Source organism: Sorangium sp. So ce296 (assembly GCF_051529605.1).
In the GTDB taxonomy this organism is placed as follows: Bacteria; Myxococcota_A; Polyangia; order Polyangiales; family Polyangiaceae; genus Sorangium; species Sorangium cellulosum_D.
Genome location: NZ_CP150325.1, coordinates 8,277,435 through 8,295,278, shown reverse-complemented (window position 1 = coordinate 8,295,278; position 17,844 = coordinate 8,277,435). Strand labels below are relative to the sequence as shown.

The window sequence follows — 17,844 nt, the reverse complement described above, 5'->3', positions numbered from 1 at the left end:
AGCTCCGGCGCGCTCGCGCTCCAGGTGAGCTCGACGCGCCGTGGATACCTGCCGGCGCTGCCCCGGCAATCCCCACCCCACCATGCCTTCCGGGCATGCCCAAGACGTCCCTCAGCCGCGGAGCTGCGCATCGCCCTCGCCTCGGGACGACGCGCCGTGGTACTGCCATGGACCGTGCGCTCCCCTCGATGGCCTGTCGCGATAACGTCGCTCGGCCGCGCCTCGGCCGCGACGCTGGTCTGGCGGCTGCGGGGGCAGCGGTACGTGACCGCGGTCGTCAAGGCGACGTTCGGGCTCGTGGCCGAGGGCACGATGACGCTCGGTGAGCCGGACCCGATCGTGCCCGACGAGGTGCCGGATCCCTCCGGCGTGGGGCTGCGCTCGGCGGGGGATCTGGCGCCGTACCTGCGCGAGGTGGACGTGCTGCTGACCGGACACGCAGGCGTGGCTCCGACGGTCGCGGGGGAGATCCAGGTCCGGCTGGCCGTGGTGCAGGAGGGCGCCCTGCGGCTCGACCGTTGCGTGACGCTCGACGGCAGCGCGCCGGGAGGCGAGGGTCAGCGGCGCGTGCGGGTGGACGGGATGGGGCCGCTGTCGCGCCGCTGGCCGCGGCGCGAGGCGCTGCTCGGGGCGGCGGATCCGAGGCGGCTCGAGGGCGTGGCGCTGGAGGTGCCCGACGGGCTCGACTGGGGGTACTTCCAGGCGGCGCCGGCCGAGCAGCGGATGGAGCGGCTGCTCGGCGACGAGTGGGTGGTGCTGGGGGGCATCGTCGCGCAGCGCCCGCGGCTGCGGACGCAGCTCGCGGGCGCGCGGGGCGTCGCGCGGCTCTACCGGCGCGAGGAGCGGGCGCCGCGCGAGGGAGCGGCGCTGTCCCTGCGGGCCGACACCCTGCAGATCGACGCGGATCGGCGGTGCTGCTCGGTCGTGTGGCGAGGGTACGCGGCCGTGGGCGAGGAGGATCTCGAGGCGCTCCGGGTCGTGGCCGGGGTGGAGCTGCCGGGCGAGGCGCTGCCGTGGGTCGACCCCTTCGCGCAGGAGGCGCGGGAGGCGGGGCGAACGGCGCCGCTTCCGGCCGCGCCCTCGCGCGCCACGCTGCCGCTGCCGGCCCAGGCGGCGCCGGTGGTGACGGACGTCGAGGATCATCCGCTCGAAGGCACCGTGGAGCCGCTGAGCGCGTACGTGCGCAGGCCGGCGACGCCGTTCGAGGCGCGGCCCGAGCTCCCTCCCGCCGCGCCCGCGCCGCTCCCGTCGCCCGCGCCTGCGCCGCTCCTCTCGCCCCCGCCCGCGCCGCTCACGTCGCCCGCGCCCGCTGCCCCCTCGGGGCCCATCGCCGCGGCCCCGCCGCTGCTGGACGCGGAGCTCTCCGACGATCCCGCGGGCCTCGGCGACGCGTTCCTCTCCGCCATGACCGAAGCGGGCGCCTTCCCCTGACGATCGCGCGCCCGGCCGCGGATCGCCCCTCGCCTCGGGGCCTTCCTTGCGCGAGGGCGGGCTGATACGCTCGCGCGAGCCCGGGAAGGAGCATGGAGCTTTGAAGCGGCTGCTATCGCTGGGTCCGCGGCGCTTCGCGATCGAGCTCGCCGACGGCCGCGAGGGCGGCGCCGACCGGCTCGGCGATCGCGCGAGGGAGGCCGCGTGGCTGCGCCAGCTCTTCGCGGAGCCGCAGAACCGCCCGGCGCTCCGGCGGCTGCTCGACGACGCCGCGCCCGCGAGCGCCGTCCGCCGCCTGGCCGACGCGGACGTGCTCGGCGCGCTCGGCCGGCTGCTGCTGAGCGGCCGCGTGCGGCTCCGCGAGGCTCCCCTCCCCTGGCTGCCGTCCTACGGCGGCGACGAGGCCAGCGCCGAGGACCAGGCGCCCGCCGATGCCGCCCCGCGCGCGCCGAGGACCGAGCTCACCTGGGTCGAGATCCGCCTCATCGGCGAGGACGACAAGCCCATCCCGCACGAGCGCTACCGCGTGGAGCTGCCCGACGGCTCGATCCGGGAAGGCTCGCTCGACCACGAGGGCCGCGCCCGGCTCGACGGCATCGACCCGGGCACGTGCCTCGTCACCTTCCCGGCGCTCGACCAGGAGGCCTGGGAGCGCGTCGGTTGACCGCGTAGGCTCGTGCGGTGGCCACCGAAGCCGACCTCCTCCGCGATGTCCTCGCCGCGCCGGACGCCGACGCGCCGCGGCTCGCGTACGCCGCCTGGTGCGACGACCAGGACGACCCGGCCGTCGAGGCGCGGGGCAGCTTCATCCGCGCGCAGATCGCGCTGCTCGCGACCGACGAGGCCGCCGAGCCGGATCGCCACTTCCGCCTCTCGTGCCAGGCCCGCGACCTCGAGGAGGCCCACCGCGCCGCGTGGATCGCCGCGTTGCCGCCGGAGGCGCGCGATCCCGTCTTCGACCGCGGCTTCGTCGAGCTCGTCACCCTCGACGCCCGCGCCTTCCTGCAGCGCGCTGGCGCGCTCCTCGCGCTCGCGCCGATCCGCCACCTGACGATCGACGCGCTCGGCGACGCGGCCGAGGAGCTCTTCGCGTCGCCGCGCCTGGCCGGCGTCCGCTCGCTCCGGCTCGACCGGGTGGGCCTCACCGACGACGACGTGGAGCGCCTCGCGGCGTCGCCGCACCTCGCCGAGCTGCGCTGGCTCTGGATCGGCAACAACCGCGTCACGCGCCGCGGCGCGGAGGCGCTCGCTGCGTCGCGGCGCCTCCCCGCGCTCGGCTACGTGGGCTTCGTCAACAACCCCTTCGACCCCTCGGAGCACCAGGGCCACGATCAGGGCGTCATCGTCGACCGCTGGCTCCCGCCCGAGGGCCGCGCGCTGGAGGCGAAGTTCGGCGCGCTGCGCTGGCTCCACACCGAGGCGCGCACGCTGCTCGAGGTGGTGCCGGACCGGCTGCGCATGCCCGGCTGATCAGTACACGAGCGCGTCCGCCGGCCGGTACTGGGTGGTGAGCTTCGCGATCGGCACGTCCCAGGACGGCTTCCAGCCCTTCCGCCCGAACTCGGCCATCTTCGCGAGCTCGCCCTTGATCTTCGCCTTGAGCGCCTCGCGGTTCTTCCAGATCTCGTCGAAGAGCGCGCGGTCGGTTCGCCTCACCGCTTCTCGCGCTTGCGCGATCTTTTCGGCCAGGACCTCGTCGCCGCCCACCAGCTTCGCGATGTTGTGGGGCTGTTTGTTCAGCGTCTTGTCGAAGCTCTTCCAGCCGTCGTACTTCTCCTCCCAGCCCTTGGGCATCTGCTCCACCTGGCGCACGTGGCGGACGAGCGCCCCCTTCAGCTCGTCGATCGTCACGTACCCGCTCTGCGTCTTCTTCCGGACCTCGATGATCCTCCGCGCGAGATCGACGTCCCCGAGGAGGGCCTCGAGCTCCTCCAGGGACATGGTGTTCACGTTCGTGTTCGGGGCCTTGCCGTTGCCAGGATCGAAGTAGTGATTGGCCTCCGCCACGTTGAGGGCGGAGAAGACGAACCCCACGAAGATGATCCGCCCCTGCGCCGGGAGCGTCTCGTGGTACGCGCGCATCTTCTTGACCGCGGCGTCCTCGGCGCTCACCAGCGCGGCGTTGCCGGTGGCGGCGGCGCCGAGCACGCGCACGGACTCGTCCTTGGTCTGGAGCCCGACCATCCGGCCGTCGGCGGGGGACACGAGGGGGACGAGCTCCAGCATGGCCGCGATCTTCTCGGCTTGCCCCACCTCGCGGATGTCCTGCCCCGCGCAGCGGATCACGCGATCGTAGCTCCTGGGATCCTGGATCGCCTGCGGGCGCGCATAGCTGTCGTAGAACTTGAAGGCGCCGCCCTCGAGGTCGGACACCTGCTCGTCGTGATCGCGGATCAGCGCGGGGATGGGCTGCTTGCTCATCTGGGGCGCGCTCGGCACCTTGTCGTACTTCGCGTCGGGGCTCTGCTTGAAGGTGACCCGGAGCCGCGGCGCGGCCTCCTCGACCCGGTCGAGATCGCACCCCTGGCCGAAGCGCCACTTTGGCTCCGCGGGCAGGATGACCGCGAGCTGATCGTTGCGCCCATAGGCGAAATCATCCATCCGCATCGGCTGACCGCGCCGCTCGCTCGCGCTGGCGGCCGGGTGCTTGAGCAGGATGTCGTTGCGGCCGATGGGGAACGACTCGTGCAGCGTCTTCGTCGCGAGCCAGTCGACCCATTTGTCCGTCTCCTCGGCGCGCTCCACCATGTTGACGCCGACCCCGCCCCCGCCCATCACGCAGTAGCGCTCACCGACGCTCCAGTCGGTCTCTCGATAGAGCCCCTCGGTCCCGGAGAGGATGGCCCGCCGCTTCTTCGCGTCGTCCCAGCGCTCGACCGGCTCCCAGAGCCGGGTGCGCACCGCCTCGTAGAGCTCCGACGTGACCATCGTCTCGTCCACGGCGCGCGGCTTGCCGGCGCCGGTGCAGATATCGATCTTGTCGGCGTAGAGCCAGTGGAGGCCCGCCGTCGTGTCGGCGAGGAGCAGCCGGTAGCGCGGGAAATGGTCCGGGTGCGCCAAGAGGAGCATGTCATTGAGCTCGTCCTCGTCGATGCCCTCCCGGAGGATGGCGCCGCGGGCGCTGTCGTGGAGGGCCGTCGTCCCGCGCGGCACGATGGCGAGGACGCTCATGGCGAGGCGCAGCAGCTCCAGCGGGCGCACCGCCGGCCCGTAGGCGGTCGCGATCAACAGCCGCTTGTTCGCGCGCACGTGCTCCGCGAGCCGCGCCCGCTCGGCCCGCGTGTCCGCGGCGAACCTCGTCGAGTCGCGCGGCCCGGTGACGTCCTCTTTCCCGTCCTCGTTCGGCCCGCCGAGCGCGGGCCGCTGCGCGAGGCCCGGCAGGCCGAGCAGCTGGGGGAACTGCCCCATCTTGTGCTGGTTGTAATGGCTCCAGGGGTCCTCGAACCCGATGTGCAGGATCTCCGCCGGGGCGACCCGGGCCTTGCCCCACGCGCTCTGCCGCAGCGTCGTGTGGTCGACCGTCGCGGCCGTGCCGTCGCCGATGATCACATAAGGCGGGATCGGCCTGCGCAGCGCGTTCTGCCCCTCCCGCTCGGCGTGGGCCTCCGCCTTGTAACGGTCGTAGATCTCGGTGACGCGCTTGACGCTGCGGCTCTCCTTGTAGACGAACCGCCAGTTCTTGCCGAGCCCCGCGGCGATCGACCGGAGGACGATGAGCAGCAGCTCGCTGCTCACGGTCTTGCCGTGATAGATGACGCTCGCGGGCTTCGTCTCGCCGTCCCCTCCGACGATCAGCAGGCCCTTGTGGTCGCGCGGCCTCGACAGCTCGGTGCTGACCTTGTTCCTGGCCTCGTTGCCGGCGACGGAGGTGCCCGCATCGGCGTCGGTGATCGTGATCTCGGTCCAGTAGATGTGCACGGCGCGCCCCTCCTCACTCCTCGTGCCTGCGCTCGATCTCCTGGAAGGTGTCGTCCTCCGGCAGCGACTCGTCGAGGTCGTGCGCGGCCCGGAAGCGGGCCAGCGCGTCGGCGAAGGCGGGGCTCCGATGCCCGTCGACCTCACCGTGATAAAAGCCCAGGTTGGCGAGGCGAGACTGGATGCCGCGGATCTCGTCCGAGGGCTGGAGGTAGCCGAGCGCGATCGTGACGACCTCCTCTCCGCCGGACAGGAAGAGCCGCGCCTGCCTGGCGTTATTGGGGATGAACTCCTCGATGCGCCCGTCGCCGTCGGCCTTCTTGTCGTTCGGGCGGAGCTCGCCGTCGACCTCGAGGAAGTACTCCTCGTTCGCGCGGGGCCTGCCCTCGTGATCGAGGAGCCGGATCCTGAGCTTGGCCGGGACCCCGCGCCGCCGGAAGGTGTGCACCTTCGCGGTCTGGCAGCTCTCCTCCTTGGGCCGCGGATCCGGCACGACCACCTTATCGGCGCCGGGGACCAGCGTGAACGGGTCCCTCCGGAGCTCGCGGAGCGCCCGGTTCTCCGGGTGATCCCAGAGCGTCTGCCAGAAGAACCCGTTCTCGTAAGCGATGCTGGTGAAGCAGTCGCCCGCGCGGACGCGATGCGCCTTCATCCCCGCCCCCATGCAGCAGGGAGCGTCGCCGGGCGGCGCCCGGGCTCAGCGCCGCCCGCCACGCCCGCGCCTCGCCCACGGCCCATTCCCATCAAAAGACCAAAGGGCCCCCGGGAAGTCAAGCGCCCGGCCCGCTCGGCAGCGGTCGACTTTGCCCAGGGAGAGTCCACATGAAGGCGGGAAGGCGGGAAGATCATTGATGTTTTCTTCTTCTTCCCACCTTCCCGCCTTCATGTTCAATTTTGACCGCTGCCGCCCGCTCGATGGCCGGCGCCGGCGGCGCGCTCGCCACGCGCATTGCCCCCGTTCGCGCCGCGCCGGCGCGCTTCAGGTCGGCGGGTGCGACGCCAGCGCGCCCTCGCCGCCGAGCGCGTCGGCCAGCGCGGCGGCGGCGGCGGCGGCGAAGGCGTCGAGCGTGGCGGGCTCGGTCCAGCGGGTGGCCTCGCGGGCGTCGAGCGCGTGGTGGGTCTCGATGAGGATGGAGGGCATGGAGGGGCGGCGCAGGACGAAGATCCGCTGGTCCTGGGGCCGCCGGTCCACGAAGACGCCCGGCTGGGCAGCGTCCGGCGCGTACCGGCCGCTGTACGCGGCGCCGCCGTAGGGCAGCAGGCCGGCTTCCTCCATGCGCCGCGCGAAGGCGCGCGCGAGGGCGAGCCGGCGGGCGCCGAGGGCCGGGTCCCCCTCGTCGGACCAGAGCACGGCGAACCCCGGCGCGGCGAGGCTGAGCGGGCACGCGCGGCCTTCTGCGGGCGACCACGTGTCGATCCTGCCGCGCACGTCCGAGTGCAGGCTGACGAACGCGTCGGCGCCCCACCGGGCGGCGTCCTCGACGCGCTCCGCGTAGGGCAGCGGCCGGTCGCCGGTCCTGCCCACGCGCGCCTCGAAGCGCCGGGTGGCGTTGAGCCGCTCGGCGAGCGCGCGCGCCGCGGAGAGCGTGAACTCCTGCTCCTCGACGCAGAAGCAGGAGACGTTGCCGGTGTTGCCCGGGGCGCCGTGGCCCGCGTCGAGGTAGATGCGGCGGACCCCGAAGCCGGGCGGGAACACGGCGGCGGGCGCGACGATGCGGGCTCCCGGGAAGGGCCACCCGCTCGGCGCGATCGGGAGCTTGAGGGCGCGCCGCGCCGCGGTGTCGCGCGGGAGTCCGGGGGCGAGCGCCCGTGAGAGGGCGGCGGCGCCGGCGGCGCCTGCGAGACCGAGGACGAGCTTCCTGCGCGAGATCACCGCGGCCCCGCTTGCTACCAAAGGCGGGGCGCGGCGTCAGGTTCTCGGCAAACCAGCCCGGAGGAGGTGGCCGGGCTCGCCGCGACGAGCGACATCCCGGCATCGCCCGGGACGTCGGGATCGCGACCCGGCGCGGCCCTCCGCGCCTCGTCCGGAGACCCCGAGTCGGCGACTGCGCTACTGGGCCGACGTGTAGCAGACCTCGAGCTTCGGCCGGACGGCGACGTTCGCTTGCTCGCTCGACCGGATGTCGGTCCGGCCGTTCACGTCCTGGAGCGCGATGCCGTGGTTCGGCTGGGCGCCATCCACCCAGGTCTGGACGAGGGCCGCCACGTTGGCGGTCGCGACGGCGTCCGCGGCGACCGTGGAGAGGGTGGCCTCGACGGCCGCGTTGTACCCGGGGAAGTTGCCTGCGTGGACGGTCGACTCCTGCCAGGGGCCGTTCACGCGGTGCAGCTCGATGGTGCTGGCGCTCGCCTTCCACGCGTGGGAGAGCGAGAGGGTCGCGGAATCGACGTCGGCTCCCGCCGGGATGAACGACAGATCGAAGGCCAGCAGGCCCACCTGCGGGCCCTCCGGGAGCGTGTTCAGGACGACGTACGGGTAATCGCCGTACGGCCACGAGACGCCGGGCTGGACATGCGCGTCCGCCACGCTCCCGTTGGTGCCGCGCTGCACGACGACGCACTGCGACTGGACCGGGGGCTCGCAGGCGTTGCCGATGCCGTCGTTGTCGGCGTCGGCCTGGGAGGGGTTGGGCACCGCCGGGCAGTTGTCGCACGAGTCGAAGACCCCGTCTTGATCGGTGTCGGCGGCGACCACGGTCACCCGATCGAGGAGCGTCCCCTGGCCGTTCGAGAGGCCCAGATCGTTGAACTGGAGGCGCGTCGTCGCGCCGGAGGCCACGAGGGTATAGGTATAGTAGACCCACGCGGAGCTGGCGGTCGTGAGCGTGGCGACCTGCTGGCCGCCCCAGACGATGCCGAGCACGTTCTGGTTCGCGCTGGTGCCGGGGCGCGCGGCGAAGGCGAACCGGAGCTGGTACGTCGCGCCCGGGACGGTCGTGAGATCCTGGTAGATGCCGCTCGAGTTGCTGGCGTCCAGCTCGACGTGCTGCTCGCCGTGCGCGGGGCTCATGCCGCTCGCGTGGTCATGGATCTGGATCTGTCCATAGGCGGCCTGCCAGCCGTTGATCGAGCTGTAAATGGCCGAGTTGTTGCGCGTCACGTTCGGCTCTTCGAAGCTGCCGTTCCTGACGATGTCGCCGGAGGGCAGCACCGAGCAGGAGACGAGCGCCGCCGCGCCCTCGCCGACGGCTTCATCGTTGTCCTCATGCGGCTCGGCGGCCGCCATGCAGCCGGAGATCATCGAGGCGAGCGCGAGGACAGAGACAGAGACAGAGACAGAGGCAGAGATCGACGGATAGGTGGTTCTCATGGGAGAGCTCCTCGTTGCGGCGCCGGCATGGCGGCGCCGCGCCGTGCGGCGAGCTGCCGCACGCTATGGATTGAAAAACGTATTTACAAAGTATGAGCGATGCTGATAAACTGTTGGGTTTGCCGCGAACACGGACCGACGAAGGTCGTTATTCGTCCATCAGCGCGCGCGGCACGACGGCACGACGGCACGACGGGACGGCCGTTGCGAGGCGCTCGCCTCGCGCATCGTGCGCCGACCTCGAGCTTCCTCGACCGAGGAGGCCCGCGTCCCCTGGAGGAGGACCACCGGCCTGGCGATCGATGGACGGAGTCGGACGAGCGCGATCACGAGCATTTCTTGCAACTGCCAGCCGAGGCGCTGTCTTCGTTATATCATGAAATGGGCGAACGGATCACCATCATTCGCACCCGGTGTGCAAATCGAGAGATGGAACCACAGAGGCGCAGAGGGCACAGAGGGAAGAGGAGAGAGAACAAATTTAAGAGAGATAAAATTTTACAATCTATCCTCTCTGCCTCCTGAGCCCTCTCTGCGCTCTCTGCCCTCTGCGGTTCCCATTCTCCCCATCACGGGACCAGGGGGCGGCGGGGATCGGCGGGATCAGCGGCCCTGGCGGCCGCGAAGCCCGTCGCACACGACGGCCACGAGCCGGCGGGGCGCGCCCCCCTCGCCCCGACAGCGCTCCATCGAAAGGCACCCCAGGAGGAGGGCCTTCACGTCCGCGGCGTCCACGTCGCCGCGCACCGCGCCCGCGCGCTGCGCGCGGCGGAGCAGCTTGCCGATCGCGCCGAGGAGCTCGTTCTCCACGACGGCCTCGCGGTCGAAGCCGGCCGCGGCGATCGCGTCGCCCAGCGCCTTGTTCGCGAGCCCCGCCTCGACCGCGCTGGAGAAGAAGCCGAAGAACGCCGCGCCCGGATCGTCCGCCGCCGCGAGGGACCGCGCCCCCTCGATCAACCGCTCCACGCGGTCGCGGACGATCGCCAGGGCCAGCGATTCCTTCGTCGGGAAGTGCCGGTAGACCGTCCCCGCCCCCACCCCCGCGCGCCGGGCGACGACGTCGATCGGCACCTCCAGGCCCTCCGAGGCGAAGACCTCGACCGCGGCCTCCAGGATCCGCGCCCGGTTCCTCCGGGCGTCCGCGCGCAGCGGCCTGCTCCCGGCCTCGCGCTGCAGCTCGTCGCGCTCGGGCGGGGGGGTCTTGTTCGCCGGCATGTCGAGACGCCTCCTCGCTCCCCTTGACAAACGGGGCGCGCGTTCCGATTGTCACAACCGGAACGATGGTTCCGATTTTATCCGAGGAGAGGGCGATGGACCAAGGAAGAGATTCTCGCGCGCGGTGGACCGAGGCTGACATCCCCAGCCAGGCGGGCCGAGTCGCGGTCATCACGGGCGGAAACACCGGCATCGGCCTCGAGACGGCCCGGGCGCTGGCGGAGCGCGGGGCCACGGTCGTGCTCGCGTGCCGCGACCTGGAGAGGGCCGGCGCCGCGGTGGCGCAGATCGAGGCCCGCGCCCCGGGCGCGACCGTGCGCGCCGTGCGCCTCGATCTCGGCGCGCTCGCGTCGGTCCGCGAGGCCGCCGGCGAGCTCCGGGCCGCGTACGACCGCATCGACCTGCTCATCAACAACGCCGGCGTGCTGTCCTTCAAGCGCGAGGTCACCGCCGACGGCTTCGAGCTCCAGCTCGGCGTGAACCACCTCGGCCACTTCGCCCTCACCGGCCTCCTGCTCGACCGGCTGCGCGACGTGCCGGGCTCGCGCATCGTGACGGTGGCCAGCATGGCGCACCAGCAGGGCGCCATCGACTTCGACGACCTGCAGTGGGAGCGGTCGTTCCGGGGGTTTCCCGCGTACGGGCGGTCCAAGCTCGCGAACCTGCTGTTCACCTACGAGCTCCAGCGCCGGCTCGCCGCGGCCGGCGCGAAGACGCTCGCGCTGGCCGCGCACCCCGGCGGCTCGAACACCTCGATCGCCCGCAGCGCGCCCGGCTGGGTGCGCGCCCTCGGCAAGATCGCCAAGCGGTTCGAGCTCGGGCAGAGCGTCCCGATGGCCGCCCTCGCGTCGCTCCGCTGCGCCGTCGATCCGGGCGCGCGGGGCGGCGAGTACTACGGGCCCCCGGGCCGCTTCGGGATCTCCGGCTTCCCCGAGCGCCTCGAGTCGAGCGCCCGCTCCCACGACGAGGTCACGCAGCGCCGCCTCTGGGAGGAGTCCGAGCGGCTCACCGGCGTGACGTACGGCCTCTGACGAGGACGAGGCCCCGTCGCCCGACGGATGGCGCGCGGCGAGGCCCGCTCACCCCTCGTCCGCGGTCTGCTCCCGGAGCGGCACGAGCAGCCCGAGGAAGGCGATCGAGAGCGCGGTCCCCAGGGCGAACAGCCCCGCATAGCCGAGCCGCTGGGCGAGGGCGCCCGACAGCCACACCGCGGGCGATTTCCCGAGCACCTCGACGCTCGCCAGCAGCGTGTAGTGCGTCGCGCCGACCGAGCGCCGGACGCGCGACATCATGAAGGCGAACACCGCGGTCGTGAGGGCGCCGCCGAAGAGGTGCTCGGCCACGGTGACCGCGATGACGGCCCCGGCGGTGGGCGGGCCGGCCGCGGCGAGGGCCCACTCGCCGGCCATCGCGGCGGACCGGAGCGCCGAGGTCACGCCGACGGCGGCGAGCAGCGGCACGCGCTGCGCGAGGAGGCCGCCCGCGAGCGAGCCGGCGATCGAGGCGACCAGGCCGTACGTGCCCACCCAGAGGCCGATCTGGTGCGGCGGGAAGCCGGCGTCGACAAGGAAGGGCTTGAACATCATGTCGACCATCGCCTCGCCGAGCTTGTAGGTCCCGAGGAACGCGACGACCCAGAGCGCGCCCGGCGCCCGCAGGGCGACGGCGACCGTCGCGAGCACCTCGCGCAGCGAGCGGCGCGCGCGCGCCTCGACCTCGCTCGCGGGGGGCTCGCGCAGCGCGAGCGAGGCGAGCACCGAGGCGAGGACGAGCGCGGCCATCGCGCCGAACTGGCCGCGCCAGCCGATCCACGCGCTCGCCCAGACGAGGAGCCCGCCGGCGGCGAGCATGCCGACCTTGTAGCCGACCACCTGCGCCGCGTTCGCGAGGCCGAGCTCGCCGCGCCCGAGCAGGTCGATCGCGAGCCCGTCGACCGCGATGTCCTGGGTGGCCGCGAGCAGGTTCATGAGGAAGACGAGCGCGAGCAGGGCGCCGAGGTGGCGCGACGGCGGGACGAACGCCGCGGCCGCGCACGTGAGCGAGAGCAGCACCCCGAGCGGCAGGATCCACGAGCGGCGCCGGCCGAGCCGCTCCCACCCGAAGCGGTCGACGAGCGGCGCCCAGAGCGCCTTGGCGACCCAGGGGACCGCGAGCGCGCCCGCGAAGCCCACGCCGGCGAGGGAGACGCCGCTCGCGCGCAGGAAGACGGGCAGCGCCGTCGCCTGGAAGCCGAACGGGATGCCCTGAGCGAAGTAGAGCGCGGCGAGGGCGGCGATCTTGCCGGCGGACGTTCGGTCTGCCACGACCGACAATCGTAACCGAGCGGACGAGCTTTGGTCGCGCCAAACACGGATGCTGGCGCAGATCTCGATTCGGCCGCGGGCGCGGCGCGACCTCGATGAGCACGCCGCACCGACCTCGATGAGCACGCCGCACCGACCTCGATGAGCACGCCGCACCGACACACGAGGTTTGCCGACCGGGCGAGCCCGCGCCGATGATCGCCGACACGTTCTCCCCGCGATCGCTCGCGCCGGCGGGCACGGTCCGAGTCAGGTGGCTGGGCACGGCGGGGTTCGCGATCGAGCACGCGGGCGCGGTGGTGCTCATCGATCCCTACCTCACGCGCGCCTCGCTCCGCCGCTGCGTGCTCGGCCGGCTCGCCCCCGACGCGGCCGCCGTCGCGCGCCACGCGCCGCGCGCCGACGCCGTGATCGCCGGCCACACGCATTTCGATCACGCGCTCGACATCCCGGAGATCGCGCTCCGCACCGGGGCGACCGTCTTCGGCTCGCGCTCCGCGGTGGCGCTCTGCCGCGCGTCCGGCGTCCCCGCGGCGCGCGTGCGCGACGTCGAGCGCGCGCCGGGCGGCCAGCCGGTCGTCGCCGAGGTCGGCCCGTTCGAGCTGCGCTTCCTCCCGAGCGCCCATTCGCGCCTGCTGCTCGGCCGGGTCCCCTTCCCCGGCGACATCTCCGATTGCGACGAGGTCCCGCTCCGGGCCGAGCGCTACCGGTGCGGCGCCGTCTTCGCGGTGGAGATCCGGGTCGCGGGCCGGCGCATCGTCCACCTGGGCAGCGCGGAGCTCGTCGAGGCGGGCCTCGATTGCAGGGAGCCCGACCTGCTCCTGCTCTGCGTCGCCGGCTGGACCGCCTCGCGCGGCTTCCCCGAGCGCGTCGCACGCGCCCTGTCGCCGCGCGCGGTGCTCTTCTCGCACTGGGACAACTTCTTTCTGCCCCTCGAGCGCCCCGCCGTGGCGCTGCCCGCGATGCAGGGAGAGCGCCTGGCAGAGCGCCTCGGCCGGGCGGCGCGCGACGTGAAGATGGGCGTGCTGCCGCTCCTCGGCGAGCTGTGGATCTAGAGCGGTTTTTAGCTGGAACTGACACATCGTCCTCCGTCTCTCGTCTCCGTCTTCCGTCTCCGTCTTTCGTCTCCGTCTTTCGTCTCCGTCTTTCGTCTCCGTCTTTCATCTCCGTCTTTCGTCTTCGCTCTTCCGTGCGCGTGCGCGTGCGCGCTGACTCCGGGGAATCGCGCACGCGCACGCGCACGAAGGACGAGCACGGGAGACGGGAGACGGGAGACGGGAGACGGGAGACGGGAGACGGGAGACGGGAAACGGGAGACGGGAAACGGGAGACGGGAGACGGGAGACGGGCTTCTTGCTGCGCCGCTGCTCGAATTTCAGCAGCTCACCAACACCATTGCTGCTCCAGCAGCAGCTCCGCCGCAGCGCGACCGGCAGGCTCCTCGCCGCTGGCGATACCCGCTTTCGCAGGGCGACCGCGTCCGTTATAGTGGACGCGCCGTCACTCGATAGCTTGCGAGGGACGCCAACCGGAAGGGAACGTCGCATGAAGTCCTTGTTGAGATTGCTCGCCCTCGTGCTCGCGCCGCTCGCCATCGCGCTGAGCGCCCGGGCCGCCGAAAAGCCCAGCGAGATCCGCGTCTCCAACCCCGGCGTGGGCGTCGGCAATCGCCCGGTGGTGGGGGGCTCGGCCTGGGCGCTGCTCAACCTGCGGGGCGCGCTCGAGAGCGAGTTCAAGAGCGACGGCTTCCCGGTGCGCTGGAACTTCCTGCGCGGCGCCGGGCCGGCCGTGAACGAGACCTACGCCAACGGGCTGACCGACTTCTCGCTGCTCGGCGATCTGCCGTCGATCATCGGCCGCGCCGGCGGCCTGAAGACCCGCATCCTCGCGAGCGGGCCGAAGACCAACCTGTACATCGCCGTGCCCGCGGACTCGCCGATCCAGAGCGTCAAGGATCTCAAGGGCAAGCGCTTCGCGGTGTTCAAGGGCACCTGCCTGCAGCTCTCGGCCGCGCGCATCCTCGAGGCCCACGGGCTCAGCGAGCGCGACGTCCGCGCCATCAACATGGACAACGCGACGACCAAGGCGGCCCTGGCCACCAAGGACGTCGACGCCGCCATCGGGCTCAATGACCTGCTCGCCCAGCGCGATCAAGGCCTCGTGCGCATCAGCTACTCGACCAAGGGCGACCCCCGCTACACCTGCAACAGCACCATCATCGGCTCGGACGATTTCATCCGGAAGTACCCCGAGGTCACAAAGCGCGTGGTGCGGCAGTACGTCCTGGCAGCCAAGTGGCTCGCGGATCAGGACAAGGACCTGAGCGAGGCGTACCGCCTCTGGGCGCGCTCCGGCACGCCGTTCGCGTCGTTCAAGGAAGACTGGGCCGGCGAGTCCGCGCGCGAGAAAGACAGCCCGCTCGTGGACGCGTACGTGGTCGCCCGCTACAAGACGAGCATCGCGGACGCCAAGCGCCTGGGCTTGATCCGCGCGACGTTCGACTTCGAGCCGTGGGTCGATCGCAGCTTCCTCGATCAAGTCCTGAAAGAGGAGAAGCTCGAAGGTTTCTGGAAGCCCCGCCCGGCGCCCTGACGGCGCCTCGAGCCCGGAGCGAAGCTGCCGGGTGAGGCAGAACGGATCGCCGCTGCCAGCCGCCGCGCGCGGCGCTGGCGGCGCTCGGCGAACGGCGTACACTGGCGCTCCGAGATGACGACCAACGACGATGTCGTGGTGATCGTGCGCGAGCTGGACGTCGTGGTGGAGCGCGCCGGCGGGCTGTTCCTCGGCCGGCGCGGCGCCCTCCCGGCGTTCGCCGATCCGCCCGTGTTCCTCGGCAGGTTCGAGGATCGCGGCTGGTACGCGGCGCGCGCTCGGCCCGACGTCGCGCTCCCGGACGAGCTCGCGTTCGCGTCGGTCCGCTCCCTGTTCTCCGAGCTGCCCGAGCCCACGCTGAACATCCTGGGGCGCGCGCTCGCTGGCGTCGAGTTCGCCGAGACGCACCGCCACTGCGGGCGCTGCGGGACAGCCACCGAGCCGGGGCCGGCGGCGTCGGACGCGCGCGAGCCCAGCGCCGGGGAGCAGACGCGGCGCTGCCCGAGCTGCGGCTTGAGCGTGCACCCGCGGATCGCGCCCGCGGTGATCGTGCTGGTGGAGCGCGAGGACCGCGTGCTCCTGGCGCGCAGCGCGCGCTTTCCGCCCGGGCGCTTCAGCGCGGTGGCAGGCTTCGTGGAGATCGGCGAGTCGCTCGAGCAGGCGGCCGCGCGCGAGGTCGGCGAGGAGGTCGGCGTTCAGATCCGCGATCTGAGGTATTTCGGCAGCCAGCCGTGGCCGTTCGGCCGCTCGCTGATGATCGGCTTCTCGGCCACGTACGCCGGCGGCACGCTCACCCCGGACGGCGTCGAGATCGTCGAGGCCGACTGGTTCTCGCGCGACCAGCTGCCCGACCTCCCGCCCAAGGTCAGCATCGCGCGCCGCCTCATCGACGCCTTCGTCCAGCGCCCCACGCCGCGGCCTTGAGCGACGCGCGCGCGGCGCGCCGACGGGACAGCGCCTCTTCCGGCGCTCCCTATTTCACGGCCTGCTCGTTCGCGTAGGGGTTGAACTCGTTCGTGTAGAGGCGGCTCAGGGCGATCTCGCCCGGCTTGAGCTCGCCGCTCTTCACCATCCAATCGAGCCAGATCTGGAAATCGCGCTCCGCGATCGAGCCGCCCTTGCCGGCGACGCCGTAGCTGCGCCAGAACCGGATGGCCGCGTCCTCCTCGTTCCGACCGCGCTTCTTCATCAGCGCGATGAAGCGCTCCACCACCGTCTCGCGCGGGGTGCTCCGGGCCCACTCGATGGCCTTGGCCGTCGCCTCGACGAAGCGCCGCGCGGTCTTGGGATTCTCCTTGATGAAGCTGGTCTTCATCACATAGCTGCCCGCGGTGAACTTGCCGTAAAGCTCGTAATCCGAGAACAGCGCGCGGACGCCACCGCGCTCGAGCGCGCGATCCCGGTAGATGTCGCCGAGCGACGCCACGTCGACCTGCTTCTCGCGGAGCAGCTGCTCGCCGTTCACCGGGGGGACGACGAGCAGCGTGATGCGCCGGGCCTCCTCCAGCGTGATCTGGTTTCGCGACAGGAACTCCTTGACCATGAACTCGCTGTGAGCGCCGAGCGTGTTCATGGAGATCGACTTGTCCAGGAGGTCGCGCGCGGCGCGCAGCGGGCTGTCGTTCAGCACGTAGAAGCCGCTCTGGCGCTGCTCGTCGACGCCGTAGTAGCCCGCGACGGCGATGATGGGCGCCTTGGCCGCGATCAGCTTGATGATGGCGCCGTTGAAGGCGCCGCCGAAGTCGGTGTCCCCGGTGACCACGGCCTGCACGCTCTGCGGGCCGCTCACCGTGCTGCCGATGAAGTTCAGGCGGATCGGCGCGAGGTAGCCGAGATCCTCCGCGAGCTCGATCGGCGACACCGTGCCGTTGTTGCCCTGATACCGGAGCTCGAGCGTCTCGAATTCACCCTCCGGTCCGGCGGCGGAGGCGCGCGACGCCTCGTCGCGCGAGCAGCCCGCCGCGCCGCACAGCGCCAGCAGGACGAGCAGGAAGATCACAGGCGACGCGGCGCGGAGCAGGCCAGGCCGGACGGGACGCGAAGGAGCCACGTCCGCAATATTGGACAACCATCCGCTAAAATGCAAGCATCCCCGGCAAGCATGTCCTCCAGCACCTCGCCTGCCTCGTTCCGTGTTGCCGTGCTCGACGACTACCAGCGCGTGGCGCGCTCGCTCGCTCCGTGGGACTCGCTGGGCGCGGGCGTCGAGGTCGAGTTCTTTCACGATCACGTGGCCGACGCGCGAGCGCTCGTGAGCCGGCTTTCGCCGTTCGATGCCATCGTGGCGATGCGCGAGCGGACGCCGTTCCCGCGCGCCGTGCTCGCCGAGCTCCCCAGGCTGCGCTTGCTGGTCACCACCGGCGCGCGCAACGCCGCCATCGACGTGGCCGCCGCGCGCGAGCTCGGCGTGGTCGTGTCCGGCACCGGGGGCCTGCCCTACCCCACGGCCGAGCTCACCTGGGGCCTGCTGCTCGCGCTGGCGCGGAACATCCCGCGCGAAGATCGCGCGGTGCGCGCCGGCGAATGGCAGACGAGCCTGGGAATCGGCCTGTCCGGCAAGACGCTCGGGCTGCTCGGCCTCGGCCGCCTCGGCGCGCAGGTCGCCCGGGTCGCGCTCGCGTTCGGCATGCGCGTGACCGCCTACAGCCAGAACCTCACGCGCGAGCGCGCCGCCGAGCACGGCGCGACGCTCCTCCCGCTCGACGAGCTCTTGGCGGGCGCCGACGTGGTCAGCATCCACCTGGTGCTGTCCGAGCGGACGCGCGGGCTGCTCGGGGCGCGCGAGCTCAACCTGCTCAAGCCTGGCGCGCTGCTCGTGAACACCTCGCGCGGGCCGATCGTCGACGAGCGCGCGCTGATCGACGCGCTCGCGAGCGGTCGGCTCGCCGGCGCGGCGCTCGACGTGTTCGACACCGAGCCGCTGCCCGCGGAGCACCCCTTGCGCCGGCTGCCGAACACCGTGCTCACCCCGCACCTCGGGTACGTCACCGAGGAGACGTATCGTATCTTCTACCGCGATGCGATCGAGGACATCGCCGCGTTCCGCGCCAACCAGCCGGTGCGCGTGCTCTGATCCTG

At 72.2% G+C, this 17,844-nt stretch carries 15 protein-coding genes; 8 read left to right on the top strand and 7 right to left on the bottom strand.

What is annotated here, in order from left to right:
- The first annotated feature begins 174 nt into the window (after positions 1–174).
- The 3 genes from WME98_RS30610 (at position 175) to WME98_RS30600 (ending at position 2,901) form a co-directional block, all read left to right on the top strand.
- Positions 175–1,431 carry a DUF2169 domain-containing protein gene (locus WME98_RS30610; RefSeq protein ID WP_437945253.1) on the top strand — a complete coding sequence of 419 codons (1,257 nt, stop codon included), beginning with the start codon at positions 175–177 and terminating at the stop codon, positions 1,429–1,431.
- 100 nt (positions 1,432–1,531) lie between these two features.
- Entirely contained in the window at positions 1,532–2,095 is a 564-nt protein-coding gene (locus WME98_RS30605; protein WP_437945252.1) for a hypothetical protein, read from the top strand.
- 17 nt (positions 2,096–2,112) lie between these two features.
- Positions 2,113–2,901 (top strand): TIGR02996 domain-containing protein, encoded by a 789-nt coding sequence (locus WME98_RS30600; protein ID WP_437945251.1) that lies wholly within the window; start codon positions 2,113–2,115, stop codon positions 2,899–2,901.
- Here the strand turns inward: WME98_RS30600 and WME98_RS30595 are convergent, their stop codons facing one another.
- The 5 genes from WME98_RS30595 to WME98_RS30575 all read right to left on the bottom strand — a co-directional run bounded on the left by WME98_RS30595 (position 2,902) and on the right by WME98_RS30575 (position 9,871).
- A complete protein-coding gene (locus tag WME98_RS30595) occupies positions 2,902–5,349 on the bottom strand; it encodes a hypothetical protein (protein ID WP_437945250.1) in 2,448 nt (815 codons plus the stop codon).
- A gap of 13 nt (positions 5,350–5,362) precedes the next feature.
- Positions 5,363–5,998, bottom strand: a complete 636-nt coding sequence (locus WME98_RS30590; protein ID WP_437945249.1) for a peptidoglycan-binding domain-containing protein — start codon at positions 5,996–5,998, stop codon at positions 5,363–5,365.
- 327 nt (positions 5,999–6,325) lie between these two features.
- Positions 6,326–7,219, bottom strand: coding sequence for an N-acetylmuramoyl-L-alanine amidase family protein (locus tag WME98_RS30585; RefSeq protein WP_437945248.1), 894 nt, complete (start codon positions 7,217–7,219; stop codon positions 6,326–6,328).
- 177 nt (positions 7,220–7,396) lie between these two features.
- A complete protein-coding gene (locus WME98_RS30580) occupies positions 7,397–8,656 on the bottom strand; it encodes a DNRLRE domain-containing protein (protein ID WP_437945247.1) in 1,260 nt (419 codons plus the stop codon).
- A gap of 603 nt (positions 8,657–9,259) precedes the next feature.
- Entirely contained in the window at positions 9,260–9,871 is a 612-nt protein-coding gene (locus WME98_RS30575) for a TetR/AcrR family transcriptional regulator (RefSeq protein ID WP_437945246.1), read from the bottom strand.
- A gap of 95 nt (positions 9,872–9,966) precedes the next feature.
- Here WME98_RS30575 and WME98_RS30570 point away from each other — a divergent pair, with 95 nt between their 5' ends.
- Complete coding sequence (locus tag WME98_RS30570) at positions 9,967–10,902, top strand: oxidoreductase (RefSeq protein WP_437945245.1); 936 nt, start codon at positions 9,967–9,969, stop codon at positions 10,900–10,902.
- Between the two features lie 48 nt (positions 10,903–10,950).
- Here WME98_RS30570 and WME98_RS30565 read toward each other — a convergent pair whose 3' ends face one another.
- Positions 10,951–12,174 (bottom strand): MFS transporter, encoded by a 1,224-nt coding sequence (locus WME98_RS30565; RefSeq protein ID WP_437945244.1) that lies wholly within the window; start codon positions 12,172–12,174, stop codon positions 10,951–10,953.
- A 194-nt stretch (positions 12,175–12,368) separates the two neighbouring features.
- Here WME98_RS30565 and WME98_RS30560 point away from each other — a divergent pair, with 194 nt between their 5' ends.
- The 3 genes from WME98_RS30560 to nudC all read left to right on the top strand — a co-directional run bounded on the left by WME98_RS30560 (position 12,369) and on the right by nudC (position 15,690).
- The gene (locus tag WME98_RS30560; protein WP_437945243.1) at positions 12,369–13,229 is read left to right on the top strand and encodes an MBL fold metallo-hydrolase; all 861 of its coding nucleotides are present in this window, start codon (positions 12,369–12,371) and stop codon (positions 13,227–13,229) included.
- A 490-nt stretch (positions 13,230–13,719) separates the two neighbouring features.
- Positions 13,720–14,766: an ABC transporter substrate-binding protein gene (locus tag WME98_RS30555; RefSeq protein ID WP_437945242.1), complete on the top strand. Its 1,047-nt coding sequence runs from the start codon at positions 13,720–13,722 to the stop codon at positions 14,764–14,766.
- A gap of 114 nt (positions 14,767–14,880) precedes the next feature.
- On the top strand, positions 14,881–15,690 hold the full coding sequence (gene nudC, locus WME98_RS30550) for an NAD(+) diphosphatase (RefSeq protein WP_437945241.1): 810 nt from the start codon (positions 14,881–14,883) through the stop codon (positions 15,688–15,690).
- A 49-nt stretch (positions 15,691–15,739) separates the two neighbouring features.
- On the opposite strand, the gene WME98_RS30545 is transcribed toward nudC, so the two are convergent.
- Entirely contained in the window at positions 15,740–16,816 is a 1,077-nt protein-coding gene (locus WME98_RS30545) for an ABC transporter substrate-binding protein (RefSeq protein WP_437945240.1), read from the bottom strand.
- A 51-nt stretch (positions 16,817–16,867) separates the two neighbouring features.
- Here WME98_RS30545 and WME98_RS30540 point away from each other — a divergent pair, with 51 nt between their 5' ends.
- Complete coding sequence (locus tag WME98_RS30540) at positions 16,868–17,839, top strand: D-2-hydroxyacid dehydrogenase family protein (RefSeq protein WP_437945239.1); 972 nt, start codon at positions 16,868–16,870, stop codon at positions 17,837–17,839.
- The last annotated feature ends 5 nt before the right edge of the window (positions 17,840–17,844 follow it).

Bases quoted from the DNA above. Each gene is read 5' to 3' on its own strand.
- WME98_RS30575 (WP_437945246.1), bottom strand. From the start codon at position 9,871: ATGCCGGCGAACAAGACCCCCCCGCCCGAGCGCGACGAGCTGCAGCGC.
- nudC (WP_437945241.1), top strand. From the start codon at position 14,881: ATGACGACCAACGACGATGTCGTGGTGATCGTGCGCGAGCTGGACGTC.
- WME98_RS30560 (WP_437945243.1), top strand. From the start codon at position 12,369: ATGATCGCCGACACGTTCTCCCCGCGATCGCTCGCGCCGGCGGGCACG.
- WME98_RS30555 (WP_437945242.1), top strand. From the start codon at position 13,720: ATGAAGTCCTTGTTGAGATTGCTCGCCCTCGTGCTCGCGCCGCTCGCC.
- WME98_RS30540 (WP_437945239.1), top strand. From the start codon at position 16,868: ATGTCCTCCAGCACCTCGCCTGCCTCGTTCCGTGTTGCCGTGCTCGAC.
- WME98_RS30570 (WP_437945245.1), top strand. From the start codon at position 9,967: ATGGACCAAGGAAGAGATTCTCGCGCGCGGTGGACCGAGGCTGACATC.
- WME98_RS30580 (WP_437945247.1), bottom strand. From the start codon at position 8,656: ATGAGAACCACCTATCCGTCGATCTCTGCCTCTGTCTCTGTCTCTGTC.
- WME98_RS30590 (WP_437945249.1), bottom strand. From the start codon at position 5,998: ATGAAGGCGCATCGCGTCCGCGCGGGCGACTGCTTCACCAGCATCGCT.